Below are 25,406 nucleotides of genomic sequence, written 5' to 3' on the forward strand. Positions count from 1 at the left end.
CTTCAGGTCATGCCTGAAGGGAATAAGGGATATACCCTTCTTTTTCTATAGATGTGTTACTGTCTTTGGTTAGGCAGCGGCATCTGCCCGCCACGGACAATCCCCCTTGGGCCAAAAAACATGTAGTGAGGTTACGTCAAATAACCTACTCTTCATACTCTGTGGTGTCTTCGATACCAGCCTCTTTGAGCGCTTCCTTGCGTTCACGGCAGGTACCACACTTGCCACAGTGCTTTTCTCCACCTTTATAACAGCTCCACGTCTCGCTGTAGTCAATGCCCAGAGCCTTGCCATGTCGGGCTATGTCGGCCTTCGAGATATTGGTGTAAGGAGCCAGAATCTCCACCCCCACAAACGTACCGGCCTTTGTGGCATGAGAGAAAGCCTCAACAAACTCCGGACGGCAGTCGGGATAGATGGTATGATCGCCGCTGTGGTTGGCCATCATCACGTATTTGAGTTGGTGACTCTCTGCTATGCCCGCGGCAATGCTGAGCATGATGCCATTACGGAAAGGCACCACTGTCGACTTCATATTCTCTTCGTCGTAGTTACCTTCCGGGATAGCCTCTGCCCCCTCAAGCAGACTCGACTTGAAATACTTGGGCATGAAGTCCAAGGGAATGGTGATATGGGGAATCCCCAACCGCTTGCAGTGCATTTCCGCAAAGGGAATCTCACGTGCGTTATGGTTGCTGCCATAGTCAAAGGAAATGCCAAGGGCGATGCGGTCCTTGAACTCATAAAGCATCGTGATGGAGTCCATGCCACCACTGACAATAATCACAGAATCTTTCATTTTGTCTTTTTATTGATTAACCGAACAGCGTTCTGAGCGCTCCCTCTACTTTGCGTACGGGATGTAGTTCGATTTTATATTTCTTTGTGTCTATATTCTTCATATTATAGGCCGGCACGATGATATGCTGGAAGCCCAGTTTCTCAGCTTCGGCAATCCGCTGCTCCAGTCGTGCCACCGGACGCACCTCGCCACTGAGTCCCACTTCCCCACACATACACCATCCTTGCTCTATCGGTGTGTCGACATTGCTGGAGAGTACGGCAGCTATTACACTCAGATCCATGGCCATATCCGTCACCCGCAAACCTCCGGCGATATTCAGGAACACGTCTTTCTGCATCAGCTTGAAGCCGACACGCTTCTCCAAAACCGCCAAGAGCATGTTGAGACGGCGCTGGTCAAAACCTGTTGCCGAGCGCTGGGGCGTGCCGTATGCGGCTGTGGACACCAAGGCCTGAGTCTCTACCAGGAAAGGCCGAACACCCTCTATGGCCGAAGTAATCGCCACGCCAGACAGCCCATCATGCTCTTCGGCTATCAACAACTCAGAAGGATTGGACACCTGACGCAGTCCGTCCTGACGCATCTCATAGATGCCCATCTCAGAAGTACTGCCGAAACGGTTCTTCGTGCTGCGCAGCATCCGGTAGAGATAGTGCTGGTCACCTTCAAACTGGATCACCGTGTCAACGATATGTTCCAGGATCTTTGGCCCGGCCAGCGTTCCCTCCTTATTGATATGTCCGATCAAAATCACCGGCACACCGCTCGACTTGGCAAAACGCAGCAGAGCCGCGGCACACTCCCTCACCTGAGAGATGCTGCCGGGCGAGGAGTCCACGCTTTCCGTAGCAATGGTCTGCACGGAATCGATCACGACGATGTCCGGTGCTACATCCTGAATATGCTTGAAGATCTTCTCCAACGAGGTCTCGCAAAGCACCAGCAGAGACTCTGGAAAAGTGGGCGACAGGCGCTCAGCCCTCATCTTGATCTGATGGGCACTCTCCTCTCCACTGACATAGAGAATCTTTTTCTCCGGCATCTTCAGGAGTGTCTGCAAGGTCAACGTAGACTTTCCGATACCCGGCTCACCACCCAACAGCGTGATGCTTCCCGGCACGAGTCCACCGCCCAAGACACGGTTGAGCTCGGCGTCGTGCATATCTATGCGAGGCTCGTCCTGAAGGGGTATGTCACGCAAACACACGGGAGCAGCACTCTGACGGCTGAACGGCGACTGTCTCGACTGTTTGACACTCAGCGCCGCATTGCGGGCTGCCGACGAGCCAGTCTCTCCGGCTACCTTTATCTCCTTGAACGACTGCCATTCACCACACTGCGGACACTTGCCCAGCCACTTCACCGACTCGTACCCACAGTTGCTGCAGACATACATTGTTTTATCTTTGGCCATATTCGTTTCTGATTATGATTGCAAAAGTAGCATTTTTTTTTGTGTTTACAAAATATTTCGTACCTTTGCATAGTCATGAGAAAATATCAATACCTTCTGTTTTCTTTGCTTTCCATCGCCTTTTTGGCCTCTTGTGGAAAGTCATACAAAGAGCAGCAACGACTCAGCCGCGAACAGCAGATTGAAGCTGCCCGCCAGGACTCCGCGGCTCTCAAGATAGCCACAGTGCCGACGATGGACTGCCTCCCTCTTTTCATTGCAGCGGAAGACAGCTTGTTTCAGAAAGCAGGCGTAGACGTAAGATTGAAGCGGTTCGGCAGTCAGACCGATGGCGACACCCTACTTCGCAGCAAGAGAGCAGAAGGCATTGTCACAGATCTCGTCAAAGCCGAGCGCTTGCGCCGCCAGGGCATCGCACTGAACTTTGTGACCTCTACCGGTGCCTCATGGCAATTCATCAGCAACCGCATTGCCCGTGTGACAGAGTTGAAGCAGCTCGCTGACAAGATGGTGGCCATTGCCCCCTACTCCGCCACACAGATGCTGGCCGACTTGGCCATAGACAGCGCGCGTCCCAAGGAAACGGTCTATCGCATAGAGATCAATGATGTCAACATCAGATTGAAGATGATTCTCAACAATGAGATAGACGCGGCTTTGCTCCCGGAGCCTCAAGCCTCTCAGGCACGTCTCTTTCAGAACACCGTGCTGATGGACAGCCGTGACAAGAACCTGCATCTTGGTGTGATTGCCTTCCGACAGAAAGTCATGGAGAACAAGGATCGACAACAACAGATCAAGAAGTTCCTGCAAGTCTACGACGCTACCGTGGACTCTATCAACAAGCACGGAGTGAAGCACTACGGCAAGATCATCTGCAAATATATGGGAGTGGACATGCGCACCGTCAATGCCCTACCTAAGATGACCTATCATCATGCCACCGCTCCACGGCAGAGAGACGTCGCACGAGGAGCAAGGTTCACACCTTAAATATTTTTAGATTATGGATGGAAAAGCACGAGAAGATGCTGCTATAAAATCCAGGGATCAGCTCATCATATTAGGACTGAAACTGGAGAGTGATTGTAATGTCGGTGAGACCTTGCGCTTGCTCAATCAGCTGTTAGGGCAACAAGACGCGTCATGGATACGTGAGCGGCTGGACGACATAACAGACAACTACCACCGTTTGTCGGACTTCTATCTGCAAGGCTACGAGGATCCACAACGCCAGCAGTTCTACAAGCTGTTGGCAGCTCAGTTGGATGGCATCATCCGCGATCTGATATTGGAGGATCTGAAAGTTGAATACCCTTATCTCAAATATCTCAATCCCCAACGGCAGATACCGTCCGTCGACGATATGCGTCAGCAACTGGAGAGCTATGTCACCGACATGGCTATGGCGTCGCTGTCTGCACTCAACAGATCCAACGACAATCTGACTGACATCCACAAGCGCCATGCCAATAATCTGCGGTCTTTCTTCAACCTCACTGTCGCTTCTCCTCAGTGGCGACACGAATACGCCGTGAGTTTCGAGAAGCTGTTGCTCTCGCCGGCTATCGACTCCGCTGATGCGCAGTTGATGGTATCAGCAGTGACGCTTGCCTGTCTCTTGGTAGCGGATGCAGAAAAGATACTGACGCTCATCCATGTCTTCCAAAAAAGCCAGGATGAGCGAGTCAAGCAACGCGCATTTGTTGGGTGGGTGTTTGCACTCTCCAATGGGAGATACCAACTCTATGATTCTGTTCGGCAAGCCGTGAAAGAGGTCCTGTCTGATGATAGCGTGAAAAGTGCATTGCTCGATATGCAGATACAAATGGTTTATTGTCACTATGCCGAAAGAGACAATGACGAACTGCGCAAAAACATCATGCCCAACATCATCAAAAACCAGGACTGGCAGATGATGAACATGGGATCCACGTCGTCCGACGAGAGTTCTTTGGAAGAGATTCTTCATCCCGACGAGGCAGACAAGCGTATGGAAAGTCTTGAAAAGAGCATCAACAAGATGAACGACATGCGCAAACAGGGCATGGACATCTATTTCGGCGGATTCTCACAGATGAAGCGTTTCTCCTTTTTCAACCAGCTCTATAACTGGCTGATTCCCTACACGCCCACTCATCCCGACCTGACCATGCTGCCGGAAGAGCTACGCAATTCGGGATTCTTGGACAAGCTGTTTAAGGAAGGTCCCTTCTGTGACTCTGATAAATACAGCTTTTCCATCGCCCTCTCCTCCGTTTATCAGCGCCTGCCGCCAGAGGTGAGGAAAGTGTTGTTGAGTGGTGAGGTGAGCCTGAACATGCCCGACGACAATGAAGAGGCTTGGCGGCACTCAGCCTATATCCGTCGGATGTATCTCCAGGACCTCTATCGCTTCTTCAAGCTCTGCGATCAGCGTCATCCCTTCTTCAATGCTTTCGGTTACGCCCATCCTATCATGTTCTTCACCAAGGACATGATCAGCACGGAGATGCGCCAACAGCTTCCTGCGCTGATCAGCTTTTTGCTGAAAAAGAAGCTTTGGGATTCTCTTCAGTCGGTAGTTGAGTGTTTCGCTACTTCCCACGAAAAAGAGCCTGACTGTCAAGGCGACGAAGTAGCGAAGAGTTTGAAGCTGGCCTCTGCTGCCTTGTGTATGCACGATTCCGACTTTGTCTCAGCGGCAGACTATCTGAAAGAGCTGAGCAAGATGGACCCAGACAATGAATCGCTGCTCCGACAATATTCCTTAGCCGCATTTAAATCGGGACGCTTTGAGAATGCCTCTGAAATATACAAGACTCTGACACAACGCTATCCCCAAAAGATGTCTTATGCCTTGGGGCTTGCCATCTCGCTCATATACTGTGGCAAGGCTGATGAGGCCGTCTCTGTGCTCTATAAGTTGGATTACGAGCATCCAGAGGACACTGAGGTACAGCGCACGCTGGCGTGGGGACTATTGTGGATAGACCGGGCTGAAGAGGCACAGAAACTCTATAAAAGTCTATGCTCAAGTAAAGAAGCTCTTCCTGATGACTCGCTCAACGCTGCTTACTGCTACTGGTTCCAAGGTCAGCGGAAACAAGCCCGGGAAATGCTACGGAAATACATCGGGCTGAGCAAGTTGGAGAAAGACGAAAGTGCAGCTTCCTTCCTTTTGAAGAAGTTCCATAATGATCGGGACATCTTCCTGCACTATGGGATAGACGATACAGCACAGAAAGTCATGGCAGACATCGGCTGACAGAATCTTCACTCAGCCACCACGACATTTTCCTGATTGCCTATCGTCAGACGCATGAGGTCGTAATAAGAACCATTGTAGATATTCAAGTCCACATGACCTTTGATACCTGGCAGCTTACCCACATCGGTATGCTGCCAGAACTTCCATTTGCCCTGATACTCCACTTTGTCGACATAATAGTGCGCGATCCAATATGGGTAGTCGTCAAAGACCGGAGCACTCAGATAGGCATCCTTGAATTTATAATAAGTATAGATGATAGGCTTCACACCATACTTATTCTCTACGATATGAAGCCACGTAAGGATATCCGTTTGGAAATCCTCCACGCTCTCGTTCTTCGGCTTATGCTCCACGTCGAGCACCGGAGGCAAATCTCCGTCCAACAAATGCACTTTGCTCAGGAAATAATTGGCTTGAGATCGGGCTGAGGAGTTGTTGCTCCAAAAGTGATAAACGCCTCTGATAAAGCCATATTCCCGTGCTTGATAGAAGTTCTCATCGAAGTTGGGATCAATGCGCGAGGATCCCTCTGTGGATTTGATGATGATGAAACGAATAGGACAACCGTCGACCATCGCATTGGAGCGTAGACGGTCCCAGTTGATCGTTCCCTGATAGTGCGAGATGTCTATGCCATGTACCTCATAACCCTCGGGATACTTGTCGTCGCCATAGAGCGCACGCCAACGGAAACCGGTTGGACCTACGAAGAAATAATAGAAGGCCCACACATAAACCACGATACCGGCCAACCCACCGAAAATAGCCGCGCGGCTGAGATGTATGTGAAGAAAAGGAAGACGTATGCCTACAGAGCCACGACGCGACGACCGCGAACGCGATGAAGTGCGTCGGCGGGAAGAAGTTTTTCTTCGTCTGGTGGTTTGTCGTGTGTTTGTCATCTCTTAGATTTGTCTCCTATTATATATAAAGAAGAGGCATCCTCCACCCATGTTACCACATAAGGAGGATGCCTCGTCAAAAGAGGAATGTCTCACATCTTTCGTGAGCATCCTTATCATAGAGAATCGACGAACGATTCCCAACGTTCAATTAGCGGTTTGCCTTAGCCTCGTTCTCCAAAGCCAGCGTACGGGTCTCACGGTCGCAGACCTCAGAGGGACCCCAGTACTGGATAGGACCGGGATAGACATAGCAGGTCTCACGGGCCCACTCGTCACGCTTCTCTGCAAACTTCTTGAAAGGTGCACCGTCGAGCTCAACGAGAGCTTTGCGGATCACAGGCTTCATCTCACCATTGCGGCGCTCCATGTTCATCATCATAGTGATTGGCACACCACCGGCTTTCCACTCATCGGTAGAAGCGGAGAGGTTCTGAACGATAGCCATGTAACCGGTCTTGCCATTGGCAATCAGGTGAGCGGCGCTCACGCCGAGAGCGTAGCAATAGTCAGCGTCGAAGTTGGAAGGAGCAGCGCAACGGCCCTCGTAGCCGAAGAAATGGTGCTGGGCAGCAAACTTACCACAATACTTACCCTCTTTCTTCCACTCGTCGAGCTTAGCAGCCACCATGTCAGAGAGCAACTTCTCGGTCTCGATCAGAGACACCTGAACGTTTCCATGCGGGTCACGGTCGAGAGAGAGCTGACGTGCCACAGCCTCAGGCAGTGTAGCGAAAGTCTCTGCATTCTCCTTGCTCAGGTGAGCGAGGATATACTCGCGCTGTGCGTCCTTCTCCAAATCCTTATAGTCTGCGCCGTGAGCAGCGAGCAGGTCGTTGAGCTCATCGATCAGACGGCCAATGGCAGGAATGAACTCGATGAGGCCCTCGGGAACGAGCACCACACCGAAGTTGTTGCCGTCCTCTGCGCGCTTAGCGACAGCAGTGGCAATCTGCTCCACGATATCGTTGAGCGTCATATCCTTCTTCTCCACTTCCTCAGAGACGATGCAGATATTTGGCTGAGTCTGCAGAGCACACTCCAAAGCGATATGAGATGCAGAACGACCCATCAGCTTGATAAAGTGCCAGTATTTACGGGCAGAGTTAGCGTCACGCTCGATGTTGCCAATCAGCTCAGAGTATACCTTTGTAGCGGTATCGAAGCCAAAACTGGTCTCGATCTGATCGTTCTTCAGGTCGCCGTCGATGGTCTTCGGGCAGCCAATAACCTGGATGCCATAGTTCTTGGCAGCATAGTACTCAGCGAGCACACAAGCATTTGTATTGGAGTCGTCACCACCGATGATGACCACAGCCTTGATGTCGAGCTTGCGCAGAATCTCAAGACCCTTCTCAAACTGGTCTACCTTCTCCAGCTTGGTACGGCCGGAACCGATCATGTCGAAGCCACCGGTGTTGCGGTAATCGTCAACGAACTCGGGAGTGAGCTCGATATACTTATGGTCAACAAGACCGCCGGGACCCATGAGGAAGCCATAGACCTTGTTCTCAGGGTTCATCTTCTTCACTGCATCGAAGATACCGCAGATGACATTGTGACCGCCAGGTGCCTGACCACCGGAAAGGATCACACCGACATTCATCTTACGGTTGGCAGACTCCTCACCGGGTACAAACTCTATGAGCGGCATCCCGTAAGTATTCGGGAAAAGCTTCTTGATTTCTTCCTGGTCACCTACACTCTGTGTAGGAGCTCCCTCTTTTACGCTGACAGCACCTTTGAGGCCCTTCGGCAACTTTGGCTGATACTGGGCACGGGCTTTCTGCAAAAGACTCTTTTTCATTTTAGAAAGTTCGATTAAATAATTAAAAACAGTATACTACATGCAAAAGTACATTATTTCATCGAGAAATGAGAAGAAAAAAGAAAGAAAACCTGTTTTTGAAACATTTTTTTTGCACAACGAGCGACGTTTCATCTTTTTTTCTTATCTTTGGAGAAAAATAAAGTATCACTCACTTAATCATTACTATTATGGCTAAGAAAAAGGATTTAAAACATTCTATTAATTGCATCTGCAGCGACCTCTTCGCCGAGGCAGTAGCCGCTTCGTTGTATGGCGCAGAGAAAGAGGGCACCGATGCCCAGCAACTTCTGTCTTCCATCATTGTCCTGCGTGACGATTTTGTAAAACGTGTCTCCCATCCAGAACCGGGAATGGAGCCAAGGCAGTACTACACCAACCTCATCAACGACTTCAATCATCAGATTTCCGACATCATCGACCAGATCAGCAACCTCGGCTAATGCCGGTTGCACGTTTCTGAACACACGATTATGATTCAACAGTTCTGCAATTGGCTTCTCGTCAAACGAATGAAATGGACCATCAAGGACCAGCAGCCGCTCCCCGAAAAATGTATCATTTGTCTGGCACCGCACACCAGTAATTGGGATTTCATCATGGGCGTGCTTTATATGTTCTCCCGTGGCATTCGCATCAATTTTCTGATGAAGAAAGAATGGTTTCGATGGCCGCTCGGACCTATCTTTCGCTCCATCGGAGGCATACCAGTCTTCAGAGCCAAACACTCCCATATGACTGATGCGCTTGCTGACGCAGCGATGAAGAATCCTATTTTCCGGCTATGCATCACGCCGGAAGGCACACGCTCGCTGAATGCCGACTGGAAGAAAGGATTCTATTTCATTGCGCAGAAAGCCCAGATTCCTATCCTGCTCTACTCTTTGGACTATGGCAAGAAGCTTATCAGATGTGCCGACAGCTTCATTCCCCAAGGCGACATCGATGCCGACATGGTGAGGGTGAAACGCTATTTCATCCATGTTCAGGGCAAACACCCTGAGAAATTCACAACGGGACTGCCAGAAGAAAACAACTGACGCCCTGCTCTCATACATCAACCATTTTCTTGTAGTAATGCTATATAAAAGTTATTTCGCTTTAGCTCTGTTGCTTCTCCCCGGTGCGCAGACCTTTGCTCAAAATGCTGTCTATCAGGAGAAGGCCAAGAAGGATTTGAATGCATACTTCGTCTCATATCAGGCAAAACAGACTGACTTTTCCAGTCAGCCTCGACTCAAGGAGCTGCGCATCGACGATAAGCAACGGAAGGTTACCGTCGTACCAGACCCTTCCTTCGTTCAGCAGGAGCTCAACGATAAGCAAATTGGCAAAATCTACAAGAAAGTTCGACATCTGCTTCCAAAGGTTTACCGCGACTACGACCTCAGCATCGTCGTTTCGGGATTGCCGCTTGAGAACTATGACACAGACTTTACCTCGCTGTCCGGCAATTCGCTTTGGGGGAAGATCCATTACGACGGCCTGCCTTGGGTCAGCAATGCATCGCGCCCCTTCCGTATTACCCATGGACTTTATAACCGTCATCTGGTAGTGTGGGCCTCGCATGGCCGCTATTATGACACAAAGAAAGGACAATGGCAATGGCAGCGTCCGCCGCTGTTCGGCACTTGCGAGGATCTCTTCACCGAGACGATCGTCCTGCCCTATCTCATTCCGATGTTGGAAAATGCGGGAGCTGTCGTATACACACCACGGGAAAGAGATTTGCAGACAGAAGAGTATATCGTTGATAACGATGGCATCAATGCCCCGGGATACTCGGAATCGGATGGTGGCAAACAATGGTACAACTGTCCGCGGTCGGGCTTCGCATACCGACTGGGCAACTATGTCGACGGACAAAACCCCTTCAAGGACGGTACTGTCCGGATGGCGAAGACCACAAAAAAAGGTGATGGCACCTACGCGCTATGGCAGCCGCGCTTCCAAAAGGCTGGGCACTATGCTGTCTACGTCAGCTATCAGACGGTCGACAAGAGCGTGGACGATGCCCATTATGTCGTCTTTCACAAAGGACAGGCCACGGAGGTGCGCGTCAACCAGCAGATGGGCGGCGGTACATGGGTCTATCTTGGCACCTTCGACTTTGGAGAGGGAAAAAGTATCGACAACTGTGTCATGCTCACCAACCAGAGCAAGCGCCGAGGCGTTGTCACCGCCGATGCCGTGCGCTTCGGTGGTGGTATGGGCAATATCTCACGTGGCGGTGTCACCAGCGGATTGCCACGCGTTCTGGAGGGCTCCAGATATTTCTGTCAATGGGCAGGTGCTCCTTATAATATATATAGCAGCCGGGGAGGTACCGACGACTACGCCGATGACATCAACAGCCGCTCGCGTATGCTCAACTGGCTGGCAGGAGGCTCTGTCTATGTACCAACTGTTGAAGGCGAACACGTGCCCTTCGAGTTGTCGTTGGCCGTTCACAGTGACGCTGGCTATGCACCCAACGGCAAAGACCTCGTTGGTTCCCTGGCCATCTGCACCACTAACTACAACGATGGTCAACTTTCCTCCGGACTCACACGGCAGGCTTCCAAGATGCTGGCCAAGGACCTTCTCGACAACCTTACGCGCGATCTTACTTATAAATATGGTAATTGGGCCAGACGATACCTTTGGGACCGCAACTATTCCGAGACCCGCGTGCCCGAAGTGCCCTCGGCAATCCTTGAGACGCTGTCACACCAGAACTTCCCCGACATGAAGCTGGCTCAGGATCCACACTTCAAATTCACCCTCGCCCGATCGGTCTATAAGACGCTCGCCCGCTATGTCAACACAATGCACGGACGCCCCACGATCATCGAGCCTCTGCCGCCCAAGGATCCTGCTGTCACCATCAACAACCGTCAACAGGCACACGTCTCATGGGTAGTGCAAGACGATCCGCAGGAGCCATCCGCACATCCCGACTATTTCGTCCTCTACACAGCCATCGGAAAGGGCGGTTACGACAATGGGCAGAAAGTAAAGACCACATCTGTCGACCTCGACGTGAAGCCTGGCGTGCTCTACAGATTCAAGGTCACAGCCATCAACCGTGGCGGAGAGAGCTTCCCCTCTGAAGAAATTGCCCTTTCCGCGCAATCGGGATCTCAGAAAAGCATTCTCGTCGTCAATGGCTTCCACCGACTCTCAGCCCCTACCGTCATCGACAACAACAGCCAACAGGGCTTCGACATGAGAGATGACATAGGAGTAAGCTATGGGCCGACGATCGGATGGCTGGGCTATCAGCAGAGTTTCAACAAGAGCCGCATTGGACGGGAAAGCTCTGACGGACTCGGCTATACCGACGAGAGCCTTGCAGGAAAAGTCATCGCAGGCAACAATCTCGATGCATCAACAGCACATGTCGAGGCCATTGCAGGTGCCGGGAAATACAATGTCGTCAGCTGTTCCTCCCACGCTGTGGAGACCCGGCGAGTAGCTCTCAACGATTTCGATGTCGTCGATATGGTACTGGGACTGGAGAAATACTCTCCCGACGCATTGGTCTACGACAAGACTTTTACCGACAACATTCAAAAACAACTCACAGCCTACACCAAAAGTGGTGGTAAACTCTTGGTCAGCGGAGCCTATGTAGGAGCAGACATGACAGGAACCAAAGAGGCAGACTGGCTGTCCGCCACGCTGAAGGTCAACTACTCTGGCTCACTCAGAACCGACACCTTGCAGGGAGTCAACGGGCTGCAACAGAACTTCGACTTCTATCGCATTCCCAATGCCGACCACTATGCGGCTACACACGCTGATATTCTTCAGCCTGCAGATGGCGCCGTCTGCGCCATGCAGTACAACAATGGCTACTCTGCTGCCGTAGCCTACAAAGGCAACGACTACCGTAGCTTCACAATGGCCTTCCCCTTTGAATGCATCACCGATAAGAACATGCAGCGACGCTTGATGACCGGCATCCTGAACTTCCTGTTGAAGTAAACAACATAACCATTACTCTAAAGAAGTTAATTTCAAAACAATACATTATGAAAATACAAGCAAACCATTCCGGTACCCGTAGTATCGAGATCAGCGAGAAACATTTTAAGACCATCGAGAAATACTCTCTCTTAGACAACCTCGTTGACAGCAACGGCATCATAGACGAGCCCGTTTTGGACAAGTTGAAGTTCAACGTGCGATCAATGTTGGAGTCTGAGACCATGAAGGACAACAACCTTCTTGACCTCTGCCTGGATGTCATCTACAACAACAACATGAAGGCCTTCGGCCTCCAGCAGCTTGTCGAAGCCTACAAGCAATGGAAGGCAGCCCAACCAGCGGCAGACGATAACGATCCGCAAAACGTCACCGACTAAACAATAGTTCTGACACATAATTACGATATGACGCAAAAATATCAGCTGACAGACTTCCTACCCACGACACGCAAGGAATGCGAGTTGCGTGGGTGGGATGAGCTCGACGTGATTCTCTTTTCCGGTGATGCCTATGTCGACCACCCTTCGTTCGGCGCGGCTGTCATCGGCCGACTCCTTGAAGCTAAAGGCTATAAAGTGGCAATAGTGCCTCAGCCCGACTGGCATGGTGACTACCGAGACTTTAAAAAACTTGGACGGCCACGTCTTTTCTTTGCTGTGTCGGCCGGTGCCATGGACTCCATGGTCAACCGCTACACGGCCAACCGACGTATGCGGCACGATGATGCTTACAGTCCTGATGCACGCCATGACATGCGACCGGATTACCCCAGCATCGTTTATACCAAGATTCTTAAGCAGCTCTTTCCCGACGTGCCCGTAGTCTTGGGCGGAATCGAAGCGTCTATGCGACGACTCACGCACTACGACTATTGGCAGGACCGGCTGATGAAGTGCATACTCTGCGACAGCGGGGCGGACATGATCCTCTATGGCATGGGGGAGAAAAATACGATACAGCTCTGCCATGAGCTCGAAGAGGGACGCAACATCAAGGACATCCATGATATTCCACAAACGGTCTATCTCTGCAAGCAGGAAGACATCCCGGGAGGCATCAGCGACGACGACATCGTGCTCCACTCTCACGAGGAATGTCTGCAAAGCAAGAAAGCTGAGGCTGAGAATTTCCGGCATATCGAAGAAGAGTCCAACAAGATGCACGCCCAGCGACTGTTGCAGGCTGTCGACGGCAAGTTCGCCGTCGTCAATCCTCCCTATCCTCCTCTGACAACGGAAGAGGTGGACGAGGCTTACGACCTGCCCTACACGCGGTTGCCGCATCCCAAATACAAAGGCAAGACGATACCAGCCTACGAGATGATCAAGTTCTCGATCAATCTACATCGCGGCTGTTTCGGCGGCTGTGCCTTCTGCACCATCTCGGCCCATCAGGGCAAGTTCATCGCATGCCGCTCCAAGGCGAGCATCCTCCGCGAAGCCCGTCAGGTCATTGCCATGGACGGCTTCAAAGGATACATCTCGGATCTCGGTGGTCCGTCGGCCAACATGTATGGCATGGGAGGGCGCAACAAAAAAGCCTGTGAGCACTGCAAGCGGCCCTCGTGCATCAACCCTCAGATCTGTCCCAATCTCAACACGGATCTCTCACGCCTGCTTGACATCTACCATGCCGTCGACGCGTTGCCCGGTGTGAAGAAGAGTTTTATCGGCAGTGGCGTGCGTTACGACCTCCTGCTCTATAAGAGTAAGGATGAGAAGGCCAACGAAGCCGCCAGGCAATATACCCGAGAGCTCATCACCAGCCATGTCAGCGGACGCTTGAAGGTTGCCCCCGAGCACACGTCCGACCGAGTACTACGACTCATGCGCAAGCCGTCGTTTGAGCAGTTCTATGAGTTTAAGCGCATATTCGACCGTATCAACAAAGAGGAGGGTCTGAAAGAGCAGATCATACCTTATTTTATTAGCAGCCATCCGGGCTGTCAAGAAGAAGACATGGCAGAGCTCGCTGTCATCACCAAAGATTTGGACTTCCACCTTGAGCAAGTGCAGGACTTTACGCCCACGCCGATGACCGTCAGCACCGAGACGTGGTATACGGGTTACGACCCCTATACTCTCGAACCGGTCTTCTCTGCCAAGACACCACGCGAAAAGTTGGCTCAACGACAGTTCTTCTTCTGGTATAAACCCGAAGAGCGGCAGGGCATAGAGCGTGAATTGCGACGCATCGGACGCCCCGACTTGATCAAGAAGCTCTACAACGGTGCTCCCTTCCATGGACATGTTCACTACGACAGCAAGGCCATCGGCAGTACACCCGAGAAAGCCGCTCATCAGCCAAGCGGCAGAAGAGACCGCAACCAAAGACATCACGACAACAGACAACCCTATAGTGCGAAAGTCAATGGGGAAAGAAGATTCGAAGACAAGCCTTACGATAGAAGAAAATTCGACGACAAGCCTTACGATGGTAGAAGAAACAACGAAAGACGGAGCAGCTACAAACGGAATGGCGACAAACGAAACAGCGATCAACGCAATGACGACAAACGCAAATCGTTCAACCCTAACTTCACGCCCAACGGCAAGTTCAAAGGCCGTCGTCGTTGAGCAAGCGCTCACCGGCAAGCACTCACCGGCAGACTGTGAGGATGGCATCGTCGTGGCAGACAACTATATTGCTGTCATCGACGGCAGCACGAGTAAGACGCCAAAACATTACCATCCGACCATGCGCAATGGACGTTATGCCATGACGCTCATTAGCGACTTTCTGCGCCAGGCTCCTGCCTCGCTAAGTGTCACCGAGTTCTGCACCCGTGTCACACAAGTCATCCACCAGGCTTATCCATTGGATGACTCACAGCCTCGCCGCTCGCCCGAGCAACGGCTGTGCGCCAGTGCGGTGGTCTGTAGTCTTCTGCAAAAGGAAATTTGGATGATCGGCGACTGCCAGTGCATGGTCGACGGACACCTCTACACCAACGACAAGCCGTCGGAAGCCACGATAGCCGAGGAGCGCAGCCGTCTCTTCCCCACCCTGCTGACAGAGCATCCCGGCATGGTAAAGGACGGGCGAATCGTCCACGACTATGCACGTGACGCCATTCTCCCGAAGCTCATCGCGAGCATGCAAGGCGAGAACCGCACCTATGCTGTCATCGATGGCTTCGACATCTTCATGCCGGGTGTCAAGGTGATCACGTTGAGACAGGACGAGCCTCACGACATCGTGTTGGCGAGCGACGGTTATCCCTTTCTCCGTCCAACACTAAAAGACAGTGAAGCCGCCCTCTGTAAGCAGTTAGCCATCGACCCTTATAACATCCACACATTCAAAGCTACCAAAGGACTCATGCAGGGCAACGTGTCCTTTGACGATCGGGCATTGATTAGATTCAGATTAAGTAAATAGTCAGATTAGATTAAGCAAATCGTCAGATTTAGATTAAGCAAATAATCAGATTAGATTAAGCAAACAATATATATGAGAATATTCCTTTGGCTGAGTTTCGACGGCACAGCTTACCATGGCTGGCAAATACAACCCAACGGCATGTCGGTGCAGGAAAAAGTGCAGCAATGTCTGAGCACGTTGCTCAGTCAACCGATTGCAGTGACTGGAGCCGGACGCACAGACGCCGGCGTCCACGCCCGTACAATGGTTTGTCACTTCGACACCGACAAAGAGCTCGACACTGACCAACTCTGTTACCGTCTCAACCGCATTCTGCCACGCGACATCAGCTGCGGGCGCGCCGAGCGCGTCAGCGAGGACATGCACGCGCGCTTCTCGGCCAAACGACGCACCTACCGCTATTTCATCCACACCCAGCGCGATCCTTTCCTTCGACACTACTCTGTAGAGACTCACTGGAAACTCGATTTCGAGATGATGAACGAGGCCGCTCTGTGGCTCACCACACAGGACGACTTTAAAGCTTTCTGCAAGGCCGGCGCTGACAACAAGACAACGCTCTGTCAGGTCACCACAGCCCAATGGGTAAGCACGTCACCGACAACGTGGTATTTCGAGATTGCTGCCAACCGCTTTCTCCGCAACATGGTGCGGGCTGTGGTGGGCACGCTCTTCGAGGTTGGCCGTCACCGCATGACACTGGAACAGTTCCGTGAGGTGGTAGCTACAGGCACCCGTTCCGATGCCGGAGAGTCGATGCCTGCCCACGGTTTGTTTCTGTGGGACATCGAATACTAAATCTTTTGCTAATCCAGAGTCCTATTTACTGCCGATATATAGGAATACCATGCCCAGCAGCACCAGAGCCAGATCAAGTGCCTTGGCCTTGAGATTATGCTCATGGAAGACAAGGGCACCAAAGAGAAAGCTCACCAATACACTGCCACGGCGAATCATCGACACGATGGAGATCATCGCACCCGGCAGGCTCAGCGCATAGAAGTAGACAAAGTCGGCAGCACAGAGAAAAACACTGATGCCGATGATCGACCAATGCCAGCGAAAAGGTGTAGTTTTCTTATGGGTAGGCCACCACAGCAAAAGTAGCATGACAAGCATCAACCCCATCTGATAGATGTTGTACCAAGACTGCACGGCCATGCGGTCGATGCCAATGCCGCCGGCCGCCGGTGATGCCATCAGATATTTGTCATAGAGTCCACTGACCGCACCCAAAACAGCAGCGAGCACGATTGCCCATATCCAACGGTTATGCTTAAAGTCGATACCCTCACGCCGTCCCGAACGGCTCAGCATCAGGAAAGAGGCCACAGCTAACAGCACACCTATCCACTGCCACACATTGAGTTGCTCTCCATAGACAAGCATAGCACCCACGAGCACCATCACCGGCCGTGTAGCATTGATCGGGCCCACAATCGTCAGTGGCAGGTGCTTCATACCGAAGTAGCCGAAGATCCAACTGGAGAGAACTATAAAGCTCTTCAGAACGATATATTTGTGCATCTCCCAGCCACCTGTTGCCACATGAAAGATACTTCCGTCAAGGCAGGAGGTTGTAGCCGAGAGGATGATGAACGGCAGGAAGATAAGAGAAGAAAAAACAGTGTTGAGAAACAGCACGGGGATTACCGCATTGCCATTGAGCGACTTCTTCTTAAACGAGTCGTAGAAGCCCAAAAGGGCAGCGGACATAAAAGCTAAAAACAACCACATGGGGATGAACTCTATTATTTAATATTGTATATACTCTCAAATATACTGCAAAGTTACAACAAAATATTAAGGTGAACGGCATTCTTCACCGGAATTATTGTCTTCATCATCCATAGAAGGCATTATTTCCCGAATCTCGTACTAATAATAACATTAGCTTGTTAGCTTGATGAAACTCGACGAATTTAGCAAACGATCTTTAAAGGAATACTCTTTTTCTTTTGCAATATGAAGAAAAAAGCGTAACTTTGCAAAAAGATTGTAGCAATATCGTCATTAAGCAACAAACAACAACAATTTGTTATGGCAAACAATATTTTCAAAGGTCTGGGCATCGCCCTCATCACTCCTTTCACTTCTCAAGGAGAAGTGGATTATCCCGCACTCGAGAAGCTGGTGGCTTACCAGCTCGACAATGGTGCCGACTTCCTGTGCATTCTCGCGACAACGGCAGAAGCCCCTTGTCTGACGAAAGAGGAAAAGGACAAGATCACGGAGGTGGTGAAACGTGTGAACAACGGACGCGTGCCTATCCTAAAATATTGTGGTGGCAACAATACCGCCGCCGTCATCGAAGAGATGAAACAAACCGACTGGAGCGGCATCAGTGGCATCCTGAGCATCTGTCCATACTACAACAAACCGTCGCAGGAAGGGCTCTATCAGCATTTCAAGGCTATCGCCGCCGAGAGTCCGCTGCCCCTCGTACTCTATAATGTTCCCGGTCGCACGGGCGTGAACATGAAAGCCGCTACGACGGTGCGCCTGGCTAAGGACTGCCCCAACATCGTAGCTGTGAAGGAAGCCAGCGGCAGTCTGGAGCAGGTCGACGAGATCATCAAGAACAAGCCCGACAACTTCGACGTCATCAGTGGCGACGATGCGCTGACGTTCTCGATGGTTGCCAGCGGAGCGGCCGGCGTGATCTCTGTCATCGGCAACGCACTGCCCAAAGAGTTCTCCCGCATGATTCGCCTGGAGTTCAACGGCGAGTATGAGCCCGCCCGCAAGATCCATCATAAGTTCACCGAGCTTTACTCCCTGCTCTTTGTCGACGGCAACCCGGCCGGCGTGAAAGCACTGCTCAACGACATGGGCATGATCGAGAACGTGCTCCGTCTGCCACTCGTACCGACCAACATCGAGACCAAGCAGAAGATGGCCGACATCCTCAAGGGACTCAGGCTGTAAGACTCATCTCACAGTAGACTAACACATAGAAGGCACACAACGCCGTATCCTCCAATCAGCAAAGCACGGAGACGAAAGAGCACACAGGCCGCTCTCTCGTCTCCGTGTTTATTTATTTTCAAGAGACTCCTCAAGCCTTATCGCAAGCATAGGGCCCAAAGGCAACAGACCCGCCGACATCAACACAGTCGCGGGAATCGCTTCAGATGGAGTCTGCTCACAAACCATAAAAATCATGAAGGAGAATCGCAATTGTTAGATAAACTGACAAAAAATCGGGCACGAGAAGGCGATTTTTGCGAGCAGGCATGGCCTTGGACGTGATTTCTCGCTTTTTATCAGCGATGCATTACTTACTGGTTAGCAACATCTTGAATAATGTTTACATGATTTCGCACGACAAAACCACCCTTTTCTCGCCGCTTTCGCTCTATAATTCCCTATCATCTCAGTGGTTTTACCTCATCAAAGCGGTGAATTGATGAGGTAAAACCACTGAGATGACCCAATGAAACCACTGGTTTCTCATTTCCCAAGCCCTTTTCTGACATTCAACTCCCTGTTTTTTGATTCTTCCTTTTCTATAATACAAGTTGACGCGAAAGTGTTTTTGTTGGATTTCTTTCCGTTGTCACACCCCCCGACTTTGCTATTGTCGCAAAACGGCAAAACAGCAATCATCCATTAACCGAACAGCAATAACAATTTTTATAGAAAAAAAACGGGATATATGGAAGAAAGTACGTATCTTTGTATCGTATCTCTGATACAGAGGGATAGCGACATGAACACAATAGGTATTGAAAATAAGTATATACGGACGGCACGCAAAGTGAGTCTCTGCGTCATCCTCAGCCTTCTGACAGCCTTCCTGCCAGTCTTCGCCGCCTACGGACAGACGAAGACCATCGGGCTGTCGGGCCTTTTCACCGCCACCGACTTCAAGGGCGCGCCCACAGTGACCAAGACCGTGGACGGCTTCACCATCATACTCGACAAAGCATCGTGGGATGCCTCACGCCAGGCCGTAAAGATCACCACCGGAGGCACCATCACCATCAACGGACAGCAGAAGACGACAACACAGGAAGCCTACCTGTTCAACAAAATCGTTTTTGACAAACTCGGCTCCTTCAACGCGACTCTCCTCGACTCCATCATCCCTAACCGTGGCAAGCTCACGGCCAGTAACGGCAACACCGAGGAGGTGACATGGACGATGGACGACGGCGACATCGCCGTGCCCGGATACAACCACTCCCTGCAGCTCACCGTGAAGGGCGAGCCTCTCTATCTCGACGACAAGGCAGGCAGCATGACCGTGTCCTACACGGAGTGCGCCAAGGCCATACCCTATGTACGACTCTCCGGCTCCTATTTCGAGCAGTCGATCCTCCAGAAGAGCTTCAAGCAGACACCCACCTATGCGCTCTTCGCTGATCCCGAGATGAAGACAAACGTCACCTCGCAGTTCTCCGTAAACTTCTATTTTGGCAAAGCCGCCGACCTCACCGACAATACCGTCGAAACCACCGACGCCGCCACCGGCTGCACGGTGACAAAACTCTACGGACGTGTGACCATCGGCGACAAACCCGGCGACGCCTACGTGATGATAAGGGCCATACCCTACTCCGACAGCACCTTTAACACCGTCTACGGCGCCTACCTCATACACATACCGCAGATAGAACCACACGTAGCCCTCACGCAGGACACCATCAAGGCTTATCGCGGAACAGAGATCGCGCTGCCCACAGCGACTGTTACCGATGACCGCGGCACAGACATCACTGACAAATACACGCTCAACATCACCGCAAAAGCCACCAACGGAACAGACAATCCCGAAGGTACGCTGTTTCACTATGTCGGTGACAAGCACAAAATCGCCTCACTGGACAAGGAGGGAACCTTTGCCCTCCATTACGCTTTCACGCCAAAGAACGCCACACAATATGCCGGCTATCAGCAAAACGTGCCCGTGACCATCATCAAGGCCAGCGGCATCATACCCACCACCGTCAGCTATCCCCACGAGGTTCACTCCATCAGACTGACTGACTCAAAGGTGGATCTCGACACGGCCATCGTACGCGACGACTTAGGGAATGATGTCACAAGTTGTTTCAAAATAACACTCACCAAGAAAAGCGATCCCAACAACATCTGCGGCAGTTTCTGGACAAGCTCACACAGAGCATACGACTGGACCATGCAGACCAATGGCACAGTCCAGGGCACTGTCGTCTTTGATGTCGAAGCCACGCCGGACAAGGCATGGAACTATGATTATTCAACAATATTCAGCGGCAGCTCAACCACCCTGAGCTACTCTTCTGCCACCCGGCATGCCCGACTGATAGTCTCACCCAACACCTTCACGACGTATATCAATGGCTATATCGGTGAAGACAATCAACCAACCCTACGAAACGACTATGAGGGTGTCGAAGTCGGTGGAAAATATTTAGTACGTGTCCCCAAGTCAGCCGAGCCCAGCGCGACAACTTATGGAAACGCTTTCAACCCAGACTCCACCGTCACAGACAAAAATGGCGTGGAATGGGTATGCTACGATTATACGGCACTAAAATATAATAAGTCAGCGAGCAACTGGCGGCTGTCTTTCGGCAAGGCCGTCTCCAACACCGACATCATCTTTGTCTTCCATCCCTGGGATACCACCCACTATGGCGAAGTCTCAGCCCCGATACACCTCACTGTCCTCGACAAAATCACGCCAACGCTGAAATTCTCGCAGGACAGCTGCGTGGCCAATGTTGGAAAGCCCTTTGACGAGCCCGAGCTGACGATTACCGATGCCAACGGCAAGAACATCTCCTCACATTTCACGCTGAACTATACCATAGAACTGCACGATGGCAGCAACGCTACTATTGATGAGTCAACGGGTAGAGTGAACATTGGCAATGACCAGAGCTATGCCATCATCACAGTGAAGGCCACACCGGAAACCACTGATGACGCCGAAGTCTATAATAGTGGGACGGCTTCATATTATCTGAGAATATGGAAAAAGGAAGAAGCGACCTGGAACTATCAAATCAAGGAAGGTGAAGACGCCTATGCCTATAATTACGACAACACCAGCGGTGAAGTCAGCGTCACGCCCTCCGATGCCGGTATGCTGACCTTCACCGCCACCGGCAAGATGGAAGCCGGCACAAGCATCGCCGGTGTACCAGGACTTGTCATCACCTTCGGCAAAGAAGGCGAAAAGAGTTTCACGGTAAAAGCCAACAGCGACGGCACTCTCTATTCCGAAGCCAAAGAGGTGAAGTTCGCGGGCAGTGATCTTGTCACGCCCGCCGGAGGTACGTTCTACAAACTACAGCCCAAGGTGAACGGCTATGTCACCATCAAGGCCAACTATCTGAAAGACAACGTGGTCACTCTGCGATGGATCAAAGACAACGGTGACTACGAGGACGACCAATACACTGCCAAGGCCGACGGCGTGGCAAGCCACACGTTCACCTATCCGCTCATCGCCGGACAGACCTATTACCTTTTCAACATAGGCAACGGATCATCCAATGACGGACTGCAACTCTATGGCATCAACTACCAACCGGCATGGCTGATGAGCCGATACGACACCAAGAGCTACACCAGAGCCAAGATATATATCGGCAGTTATACGGGACATCTGCCCTATCTGATGACCCTGGCTAACAAAAACGTAACGTTCTCCACGGAGTATGACCAGGAAAACGATGAGCAGAAAGAGCAGAAACCGGAATATATCGTCGTGAACCCCAACAGCCGTATCACTATCGCAGCCAATGTGGACAAGACCGCCATTGATAATCATCATCTGGTCAAAAATCCGGGTATCGGTGTACTGGCCTCTGTGAAATCTCCAGAGACAAAAGCCGACGGCACGTCCAAAGCCGTCAAGCATGCCATCATGGCCGTCTGGCTCTCCGGTCTGCCAGTCTACATCGTACACGAGGGAGAAACGCCCTATGTGGGAAAGGTGGTCACCACCACTCCGAAAACCAATATCACGATGACCTACGGCGGATGGAGCAACTACTATTTAGCCAATCCTCAGAAGGGTACCTACGGCATCGACTCATGGAAAACGGCAAAGATGGACTCCGTGGGAGCCAACGACCGCATCTTCGCCGGATTCCCTGACTACACAGGCGGCGGCATGAACGCCAAACACGAAAATGTATATCGCAACACAGGCAACTACATGCCTTCAGCACCCAGCACATGGGATGTACCCTGCCGGGGAGCTTATCTCAAGTTTGAGCCTACCTCCAACGGCCGCCTCAACGTCTATATTCTGCAAAACGGATGCTGCCAGTACTCAGGAAACCCGCGTGACATCGACCCCAATATAGACGGCACGTATACAGTAAAGGTGAAATGGACGCCCTACTACCTCGTCGACGAGACAGGAAAGGCCGTGGACTTCACCGAAGAAAACAACACGTCAAATGCCATTGCCATTGAGGACGAAGACTTGAACTCACTCGGTCCCGCCACGAAAGGCATCTACCGCGCCAACTATAACGGGGAGAAGGTAGGAAGCCAGACGATCAAATGGGACTTCAGCGACATGGGACCCGAGGCCAAAAGCGGCTCCGCACTGGCGAAACAGCGCGAGGCGTACATCATCGACAACTGGCAGAGCCACACCAAGGGTGAGCGTGAGGCAGTATTCTCCACCGCAGAGGGTGCTCACCAGATTATCTCCAAGGCCTACGTGCGCTATACCTTCGACGTGCAGGCGGGCAAGACCTATTTCTTTTTCTCCAATGTGTCGAAGATTGGTCTTTGCGGTTTCTCCTATACCGAAGACGAGCATCAGAGCACCCAAGAGGTGGTACAACTGCCTGAGGAGGGTGATGCCACTCCCGCCACCTATAAAGGCACTTTCGTCAAAGTGAAGGTTCCCAACAACTACACCAAAGGCAGGTGGTCGAGCCTCTGCGTGCCATTCAGCATGAACGAAGGACAGTTTAAGCGCACCTTTGGCCGTCGCGCCCGTCTCATCGCCTTCGACGATGTGCGCAACGACAGCGTGCTCTTCACCCGCCACTACTACCAGTTCGTGGTGGCCGGCCGGCCTTATTTTGTCTATCCCGACAGCACACTGTCTGATGGCTTCACCGTCGACAGCGTCTACATGGGCCAAGTGGCCCAACCCTCTGACTATTATCTCAAGGCGCCAAGCAACAGCGCCTACACCGCCATGGGCATCTTCGCCACCACACTGCTCAACAAGGGCTCGCTCGTCGTGGTCGGCAGCAACAGCAAACAAGACGGCGGCGGGAAACTATACACCATCGGCAGCGTATCCGCACATCTGTCGGCATACCACGCATATATCGACTACACCAGCACTAACGCTACAACCGGCGCCAAGGCTTTCTTCACCTCCTACGACGGCAAGGAGCACGGAAGCATCGGAGAAGGCGGAACGCCCACAGACATTAAGGGCATTACAGAACTCAATGGCGAGGACAATAAAAAAACGGCCAACCCGAAACGGGACGGCCGCGTGTATAGTCTCAGCGGACAATGTGTCGGTGAGAGCCCCGAAGCTCTCTCACGACTGCCCAAAGGCGTGTATATTGTCAACGGTGAAAAGATTATTGTCAGATAGCGGGACTGACACGGGACGGAACAGCAGGCCGCACGGCAGGCTTGGCAGCGTCGATGTCGCCACCATTCCATGTTCCACCCCACTCGATGGCCGAGCCGCCGGTATAGTCCTCGCTCTGGTCGGGATCATCGGGCGCGCCGGGCGTGATGTAGATATAGAGCCGGTTCTCCTTCGTCAGCTCTTTCAGCCGTAGCGTATAATAATAAGCCTGCCCACGCTGCCAGTTGCCCGACACACCCGTGCCGCTCATGAGCATGGTGGCATTGCCCACGATGGCATGCTCGCCGCCCACGGGAACAGCCGTCACCTCAACACGCAGACTGATCGCACTGTTGTCCTGCGGCAACAGCAGTAAGCAGCAGGGTACTGCCTCCGTGGCATCGTCCTCAATATTATCGACCGTCACGGAATCGTTGTCGGTGGCTGGCTCCAACGTCCACGCAAAGGAAGTGGCACCTGAGGAATAGGTCGGACGCATCGTTCCTCGCTTTGCCACATGGCGCATGGTGATCGACTTCACATGGAAAGAGGTATAGCCCAGCGGCACCGTCGAGGTGTCGACATGAAAAGCCACCTGAGACAAGAGATGATGCATAGGCAGTGATACCGTGTCACTGGACGCCGAACCTGATAAGTTGGTGGCGTGAGTGAGGTTGGTGCGCAAGTCCGACATCATGAAGTCGACCTGCTCACTGCTCTTGTCCTGGGTGGTAAACGCAAAAGTCCCCATGCCCGTACCCGGCGCCACAGTCGGCACGATGCCCGTCGTTGAAGCCGTCGTCGAACTGCCCGCAGTGGTGGGCGTCGCCTCATAAGGATAGTAAGCGAAGAAGGCCAGACGGTAAGTGTTTTCCTGAGGCCAGTAAGCCAAAGGAGAATAGGAGAAAGTGGTATGGCCATAGGCATTGCGCCCGCCGCTGACCATGCGCCGGTTGTACATGAAGTTGGCCGTGTCGGTCACGGCCCAGTCCTGCCCATAGGGATACTGATAGCCAAAGACGCCCATAGCCTGTCCCGCGGGTATTCCCGTTTTTTTGTTCGCATAGTATTGTGTGGCCGCGCGCGTCTCGGCAAACCTTGACTTCGTCCCAGCATTCGTTGGTCTATGATTAAGGATCTTCATGGTGTCAGACAAAGCACCAAAGCGCATCAGCACCGATCGGTCAGGCGATACGCCGCCCCCGTTATCAGCACTTTCACTGCCACAGGCCGCAAACATCATTACGGACAAGATGCCTACACCTATTTTATATATCTCTTTTCTCATCATTCA

Annotated in this window: 17 protein-coding genes; 11 read left to right on the plus strand and 6 right to left on the minus strand. The window is 51.9% G+C overall.

What is annotated here, in order from left to right; translation table 11 throughout:
* Positions 1–145: 145 nt before the first annotated feature.
* Together queC and radA are read right to left on the minus strand one after the other, a co-directional pair.
* On the minus strand, positions 146–799 hold the full coding sequence (gene queC, locus NG346_RS09990; protein WP_262280323.1) for a 7-cyano-7-deazaguanine synthase QueC: 654 nt from the start codon (positions 797–799) through the stop codon (positions 146–148).
* 16 nt (positions 800–815) lie between these two features.
* Positions 816–2,219: a DNA repair protein RadA gene (gene radA, locus NG346_RS09995; protein ID WP_262280322.1), complete on the minus strand. Its 1,404-nt coding sequence runs from the start codon at positions 2,217–2,219 to the stop codon at positions 816–818.
* A gap of 75 nt (positions 2,220–2,294) precedes the next feature.
* Here radA and NG346_RS10000 point away from each other — a divergent pair, with 75 nt between their 5' ends.
* Together NG346_RS10000 and NG346_RS10005 are read left to right on the plus strand one after the other, a co-directional pair.
* Entirely contained in the window at positions 2,295–3,212 is a 918-nt protein-coding gene (locus tag NG346_RS10000; RefSeq protein WP_262280321.1) for an ABC transporter substrate-binding protein, read from the plus strand.
* A 13-nt stretch (positions 3,213–3,225) separates the two neighbouring features.
* On the plus strand, positions 3,226–5,466 hold the full coding sequence (locus NG346_RS10005; protein ID WP_262280320.1) for a tetratricopeptide repeat protein: 2,241 nt from the start codon (positions 3,226–3,228) through the stop codon (positions 5,464–5,466).
* A gap of 8 nt (positions 5,467–5,474) precedes the next feature.
* Here NG346_RS10005 and NG346_RS10010 read toward each other — a convergent pair whose 3' ends face one another.
* Complete coding sequence (locus NG346_RS10010; protein ID WP_154533331.1) at positions 5,475–6,374, minus strand: glycoside hydrolase family 25 protein; 900 nt, start codon at positions 6,372–6,374, stop codon at positions 5,475–5,477.
* 151 nt (positions 6,375–6,525) lie between these two features.
* Complete coding sequence (locus tag NG346_RS10015; RefSeq protein WP_154533332.1) at positions 6,526–8,181, minus strand: diphosphate--fructose-6-phosphate 1-phosphotransferase; 1,656 nt, start codon at positions 8,179–8,181, stop codon at positions 6,526–6,528.
* A 191-nt stretch (positions 8,182–8,372) separates the two neighbouring features.
* Here NG346_RS10015 and NG346_RS10020 point away from each other — a divergent pair, with 191 nt between their 5' ends.
* The 7 genes from NG346_RS10020 to truA all read left to right on the plus strand — a co-directional run bounded on the left by NG346_RS10020 (position 8,373) and on the right by truA (position 16,356).
* Positions 8,373–8,645 (plus strand): hypothetical protein, encoded by a 273-nt coding sequence (locus NG346_RS10020; protein ID WP_262280319.1) that lies wholly within the window; start codon positions 8,373–8,375, stop codon positions 8,643–8,645.
* Positions 8,646–8,675: 30 nt separating this feature from the next.
* Positions 8,676–9,242 carry a 1-acyl-sn-glycerol-3-phosphate acyltransferase gene (locus tag NG346_RS10025; RefSeq protein WP_262280318.1) on the plus strand — a complete coding sequence of 189 codons (567 nt, stop codon included), beginning with the start codon at positions 8,676–8,678 and terminating at the stop codon, positions 9,240–9,242.
* Positions 9,243–9,279: 37 nt separating this feature from the next.
* Positions 9,280–12,171, plus strand: coding sequence for a golvesin C-terminal-like domain-containing protein (locus NG346_RS10030; RefSeq protein ID WP_262280317.1), 2,892 nt, complete (start codon positions 9,280–9,282; stop codon positions 12,169–12,171).
* Between the two features lie 47 nt (positions 12,172–12,218).
* Entirely contained in the window at positions 12,219–12,551 is a 333-nt protein-coding gene (locus tag NG346_RS10035) for a hypothetical protein (RefSeq protein ID WP_262288676.1), read from the plus strand.
* Positions 12,552–12,578: 27 nt separating this feature from the next.
* Positions 12,579–14,750, plus strand: a complete 2,172-nt coding sequence (locus tag NG346_RS10040) for a YgiQ family radical SAM protein (RefSeq protein WP_262288677.1) — start codon at positions 12,579–12,581, stop codon at positions 14,748–14,750.
* Entirely contained in the window at positions 14,680–15,555 is an 876-nt protein-coding gene (locus tag NG346_RS10045; RefSeq protein WP_262288678.1) for a hypothetical protein, read from the plus strand. Before NG346_RS10040 ends, NG346_RS10045 begins: the two co-directional genes overlap by 71 nt.
* A 72-nt stretch (positions 15,556–15,627) precedes the next feature.
* Entirely contained in the window at positions 15,628–16,356 is a 729-nt protein-coding gene (truA, locus tag NG346_RS10050) for a tRNA pseudouridine(38-40) synthase TruA (RefSeq protein ID WP_262280313.1), read from the plus strand.
* A gap of 21 nt (positions 16,357–16,377) precedes the next feature.
* Here truA and NG346_RS10055 read toward each other — a convergent pair whose 3' ends face one another.
* Positions 16,378–17,295 carry a DMT family transporter gene (locus NG346_RS10055; RefSeq protein WP_262288679.1) on the minus strand — a complete coding sequence of 306 codons (918 nt, stop codon included), beginning with the start codon at positions 17,293–17,295 and terminating at the stop codon, positions 16,378–16,380.
* Between the two features lie 303 nt (positions 17,296–17,598).
* Between NG346_RS10055 and dapA the strand changes: the two genes are divergently transcribed.
* Both dapA and NG346_RS10065 read left to right on the plus strand, forming a co-directional pair.
* Positions 17,599–18,486 carry a 4-hydroxy-tetrahydrodipicolinate synthase gene (gene dapA / locus NG346_RS10060; RefSeq protein ID WP_262280311.1) on the plus strand — a complete coding sequence of 296 codons (888 nt, stop codon included), beginning with the start codon at positions 17,599–17,601 and terminating at the stop codon, positions 18,484–18,486.
* A gap of 784 nt (positions 18,487–19,270) precedes the next feature.
* The gene (locus NG346_RS10065) at positions 19,271–24,133 is read left to right on the plus strand and encodes a hypothetical protein (RefSeq protein ID WP_262288680.1); all 4,863 of its coding nucleotides are present in this window, start codon (positions 19,271–19,273) and stop codon (positions 24,131–24,133) included.
* Here NG346_RS10065 and NG346_RS10070 read toward each other — a convergent pair.
* Positions 24,126–25,400: a fimbrillin family protein gene (locus NG346_RS10070; protein WP_262288681.1), complete on the minus strand. Its 1,275-nt coding sequence runs from the start codon at positions 25,398–25,400 to the stop codon at positions 24,126–24,128. The genes NG346_RS10065 and NG346_RS10070 overlap by 8 nt on opposite strands.
* Positions 25,401–25,406: the final 6 nt, after the last annotated feature.

Source organism: Hallella absiana, from assembly GCF_025457485.1.
Classification (GTDB): Bacteria; Bacteroidota; Bacteroidia; order Bacteroidales; family Bacteroidaceae; genus Prevotella; species Prevotella absiana.

Coding starts and splice junctions, on each gene's coding strand:
- NG346_RS10020 (WP_262280319.1), top strand. CDS start 8,373: ATGGCTAAGAAAAAGGATTTAAAACATTCTATTAATTGCATCTGCAGC.
- radA (WP_262280322.1), bottom strand. CDS start 2,219: ATGGCCAAAGATAAAACAATGTATGTCTGCAGCAACTGTGGGTACGAG.
- queC (WP_262280323.1), bottom strand. CDS start 799: ATGAAAGATTCTGTGATTATTGTCAGTGGTGGCATGGACTCCATCACG.
- NG346_RS10055 (WP_262288679.1), bottom strand. CDS start 17,295: ATGTGGTTGTTTTTAGCTTTTATGTCCGCTGCCCTTTTGGGCTTCTAC.
- NG346_RS10035 (WP_262288676.1), top strand. CDS start 12,219: ATGAAAATACAAGCAAACCATTCCGGTACCCGTAGTATCGAGATCAGC.
- NG346_RS10005 (WP_262280320.1), top strand. CDS start 3,226: ATGGATGGAAAAGCACGAGAAGATGCTGCTATAAAATCCAGGGATCAG.
- NG346_RS10000 (WP_262280321.1), top strand. CDS start 2,295: ATGAGAAAATATCAATACCTTCTGTTTTCTTTGCTTTCCATCGCCTTT.
- NG346_RS10040 (WP_262288677.1), top strand. CDS start 12,579: ATGACGCAAAAATATCAGCTGACAGACTTCCTACCCACGACACGCAAG.
- truA (WP_262280313.1), top strand. CDS start 15,628: ATGAGAATATTCCTTTGGCTGAGTTTCGACGGCACAGCTTACCATGGC.
- NG346_RS10030 (WP_262280317.1), top strand. CDS start 9,280: ATGCTATATAAAAGTTATTTCGCTTTAGCTCTGTTGCTTCTCCCCGGT.
- NG346_RS10010 (WP_154533331.1), bottom strand. CDS start 6,374: ATGACAAACACACGACAAACCACCAGACGAAGAAAAACTTCTTCCCGC.
- NG346_RS10025 (WP_262280318.1), top strand. CDS start 8,676: ATGATTCAACAGTTCTGCAATTGGCTTCTCGTCAAACGAATGAAATGG.
- NG346_RS10015 (WP_154533332.1), bottom strand. CDS start 8,181: ATGAAAAAGAGTCTTTTGCAGAAAGCCCGTGCCCAGTATCAGCCAAAG.
- NG346_RS10065 (WP_262288680.1), top strand. CDS start 19,271: ATGAACACAATAGGTATTGAAAATAAGTATATACGGACGGCACGCAAA.
- dapA (WP_262280311.1), top strand. CDS start 17,599: ATGGCAAACAATATTTTCAAAGGTCTGGGCATCGCCCTCATCACTCCT.
- NG346_RS10045 (WP_262288678.1), top strand. CDS start 14,680: ATGACGACAAACGCAAATCGTTCAACCCTAACTTCACGCCCAACGGCA.
- NG346_RS10070 (WP_262288681.1), bottom strand. CDS start 25,400: ATGAGAAAAGAGATATATAAAATAGGTGTAGGCATCTTGTCCGTAATG.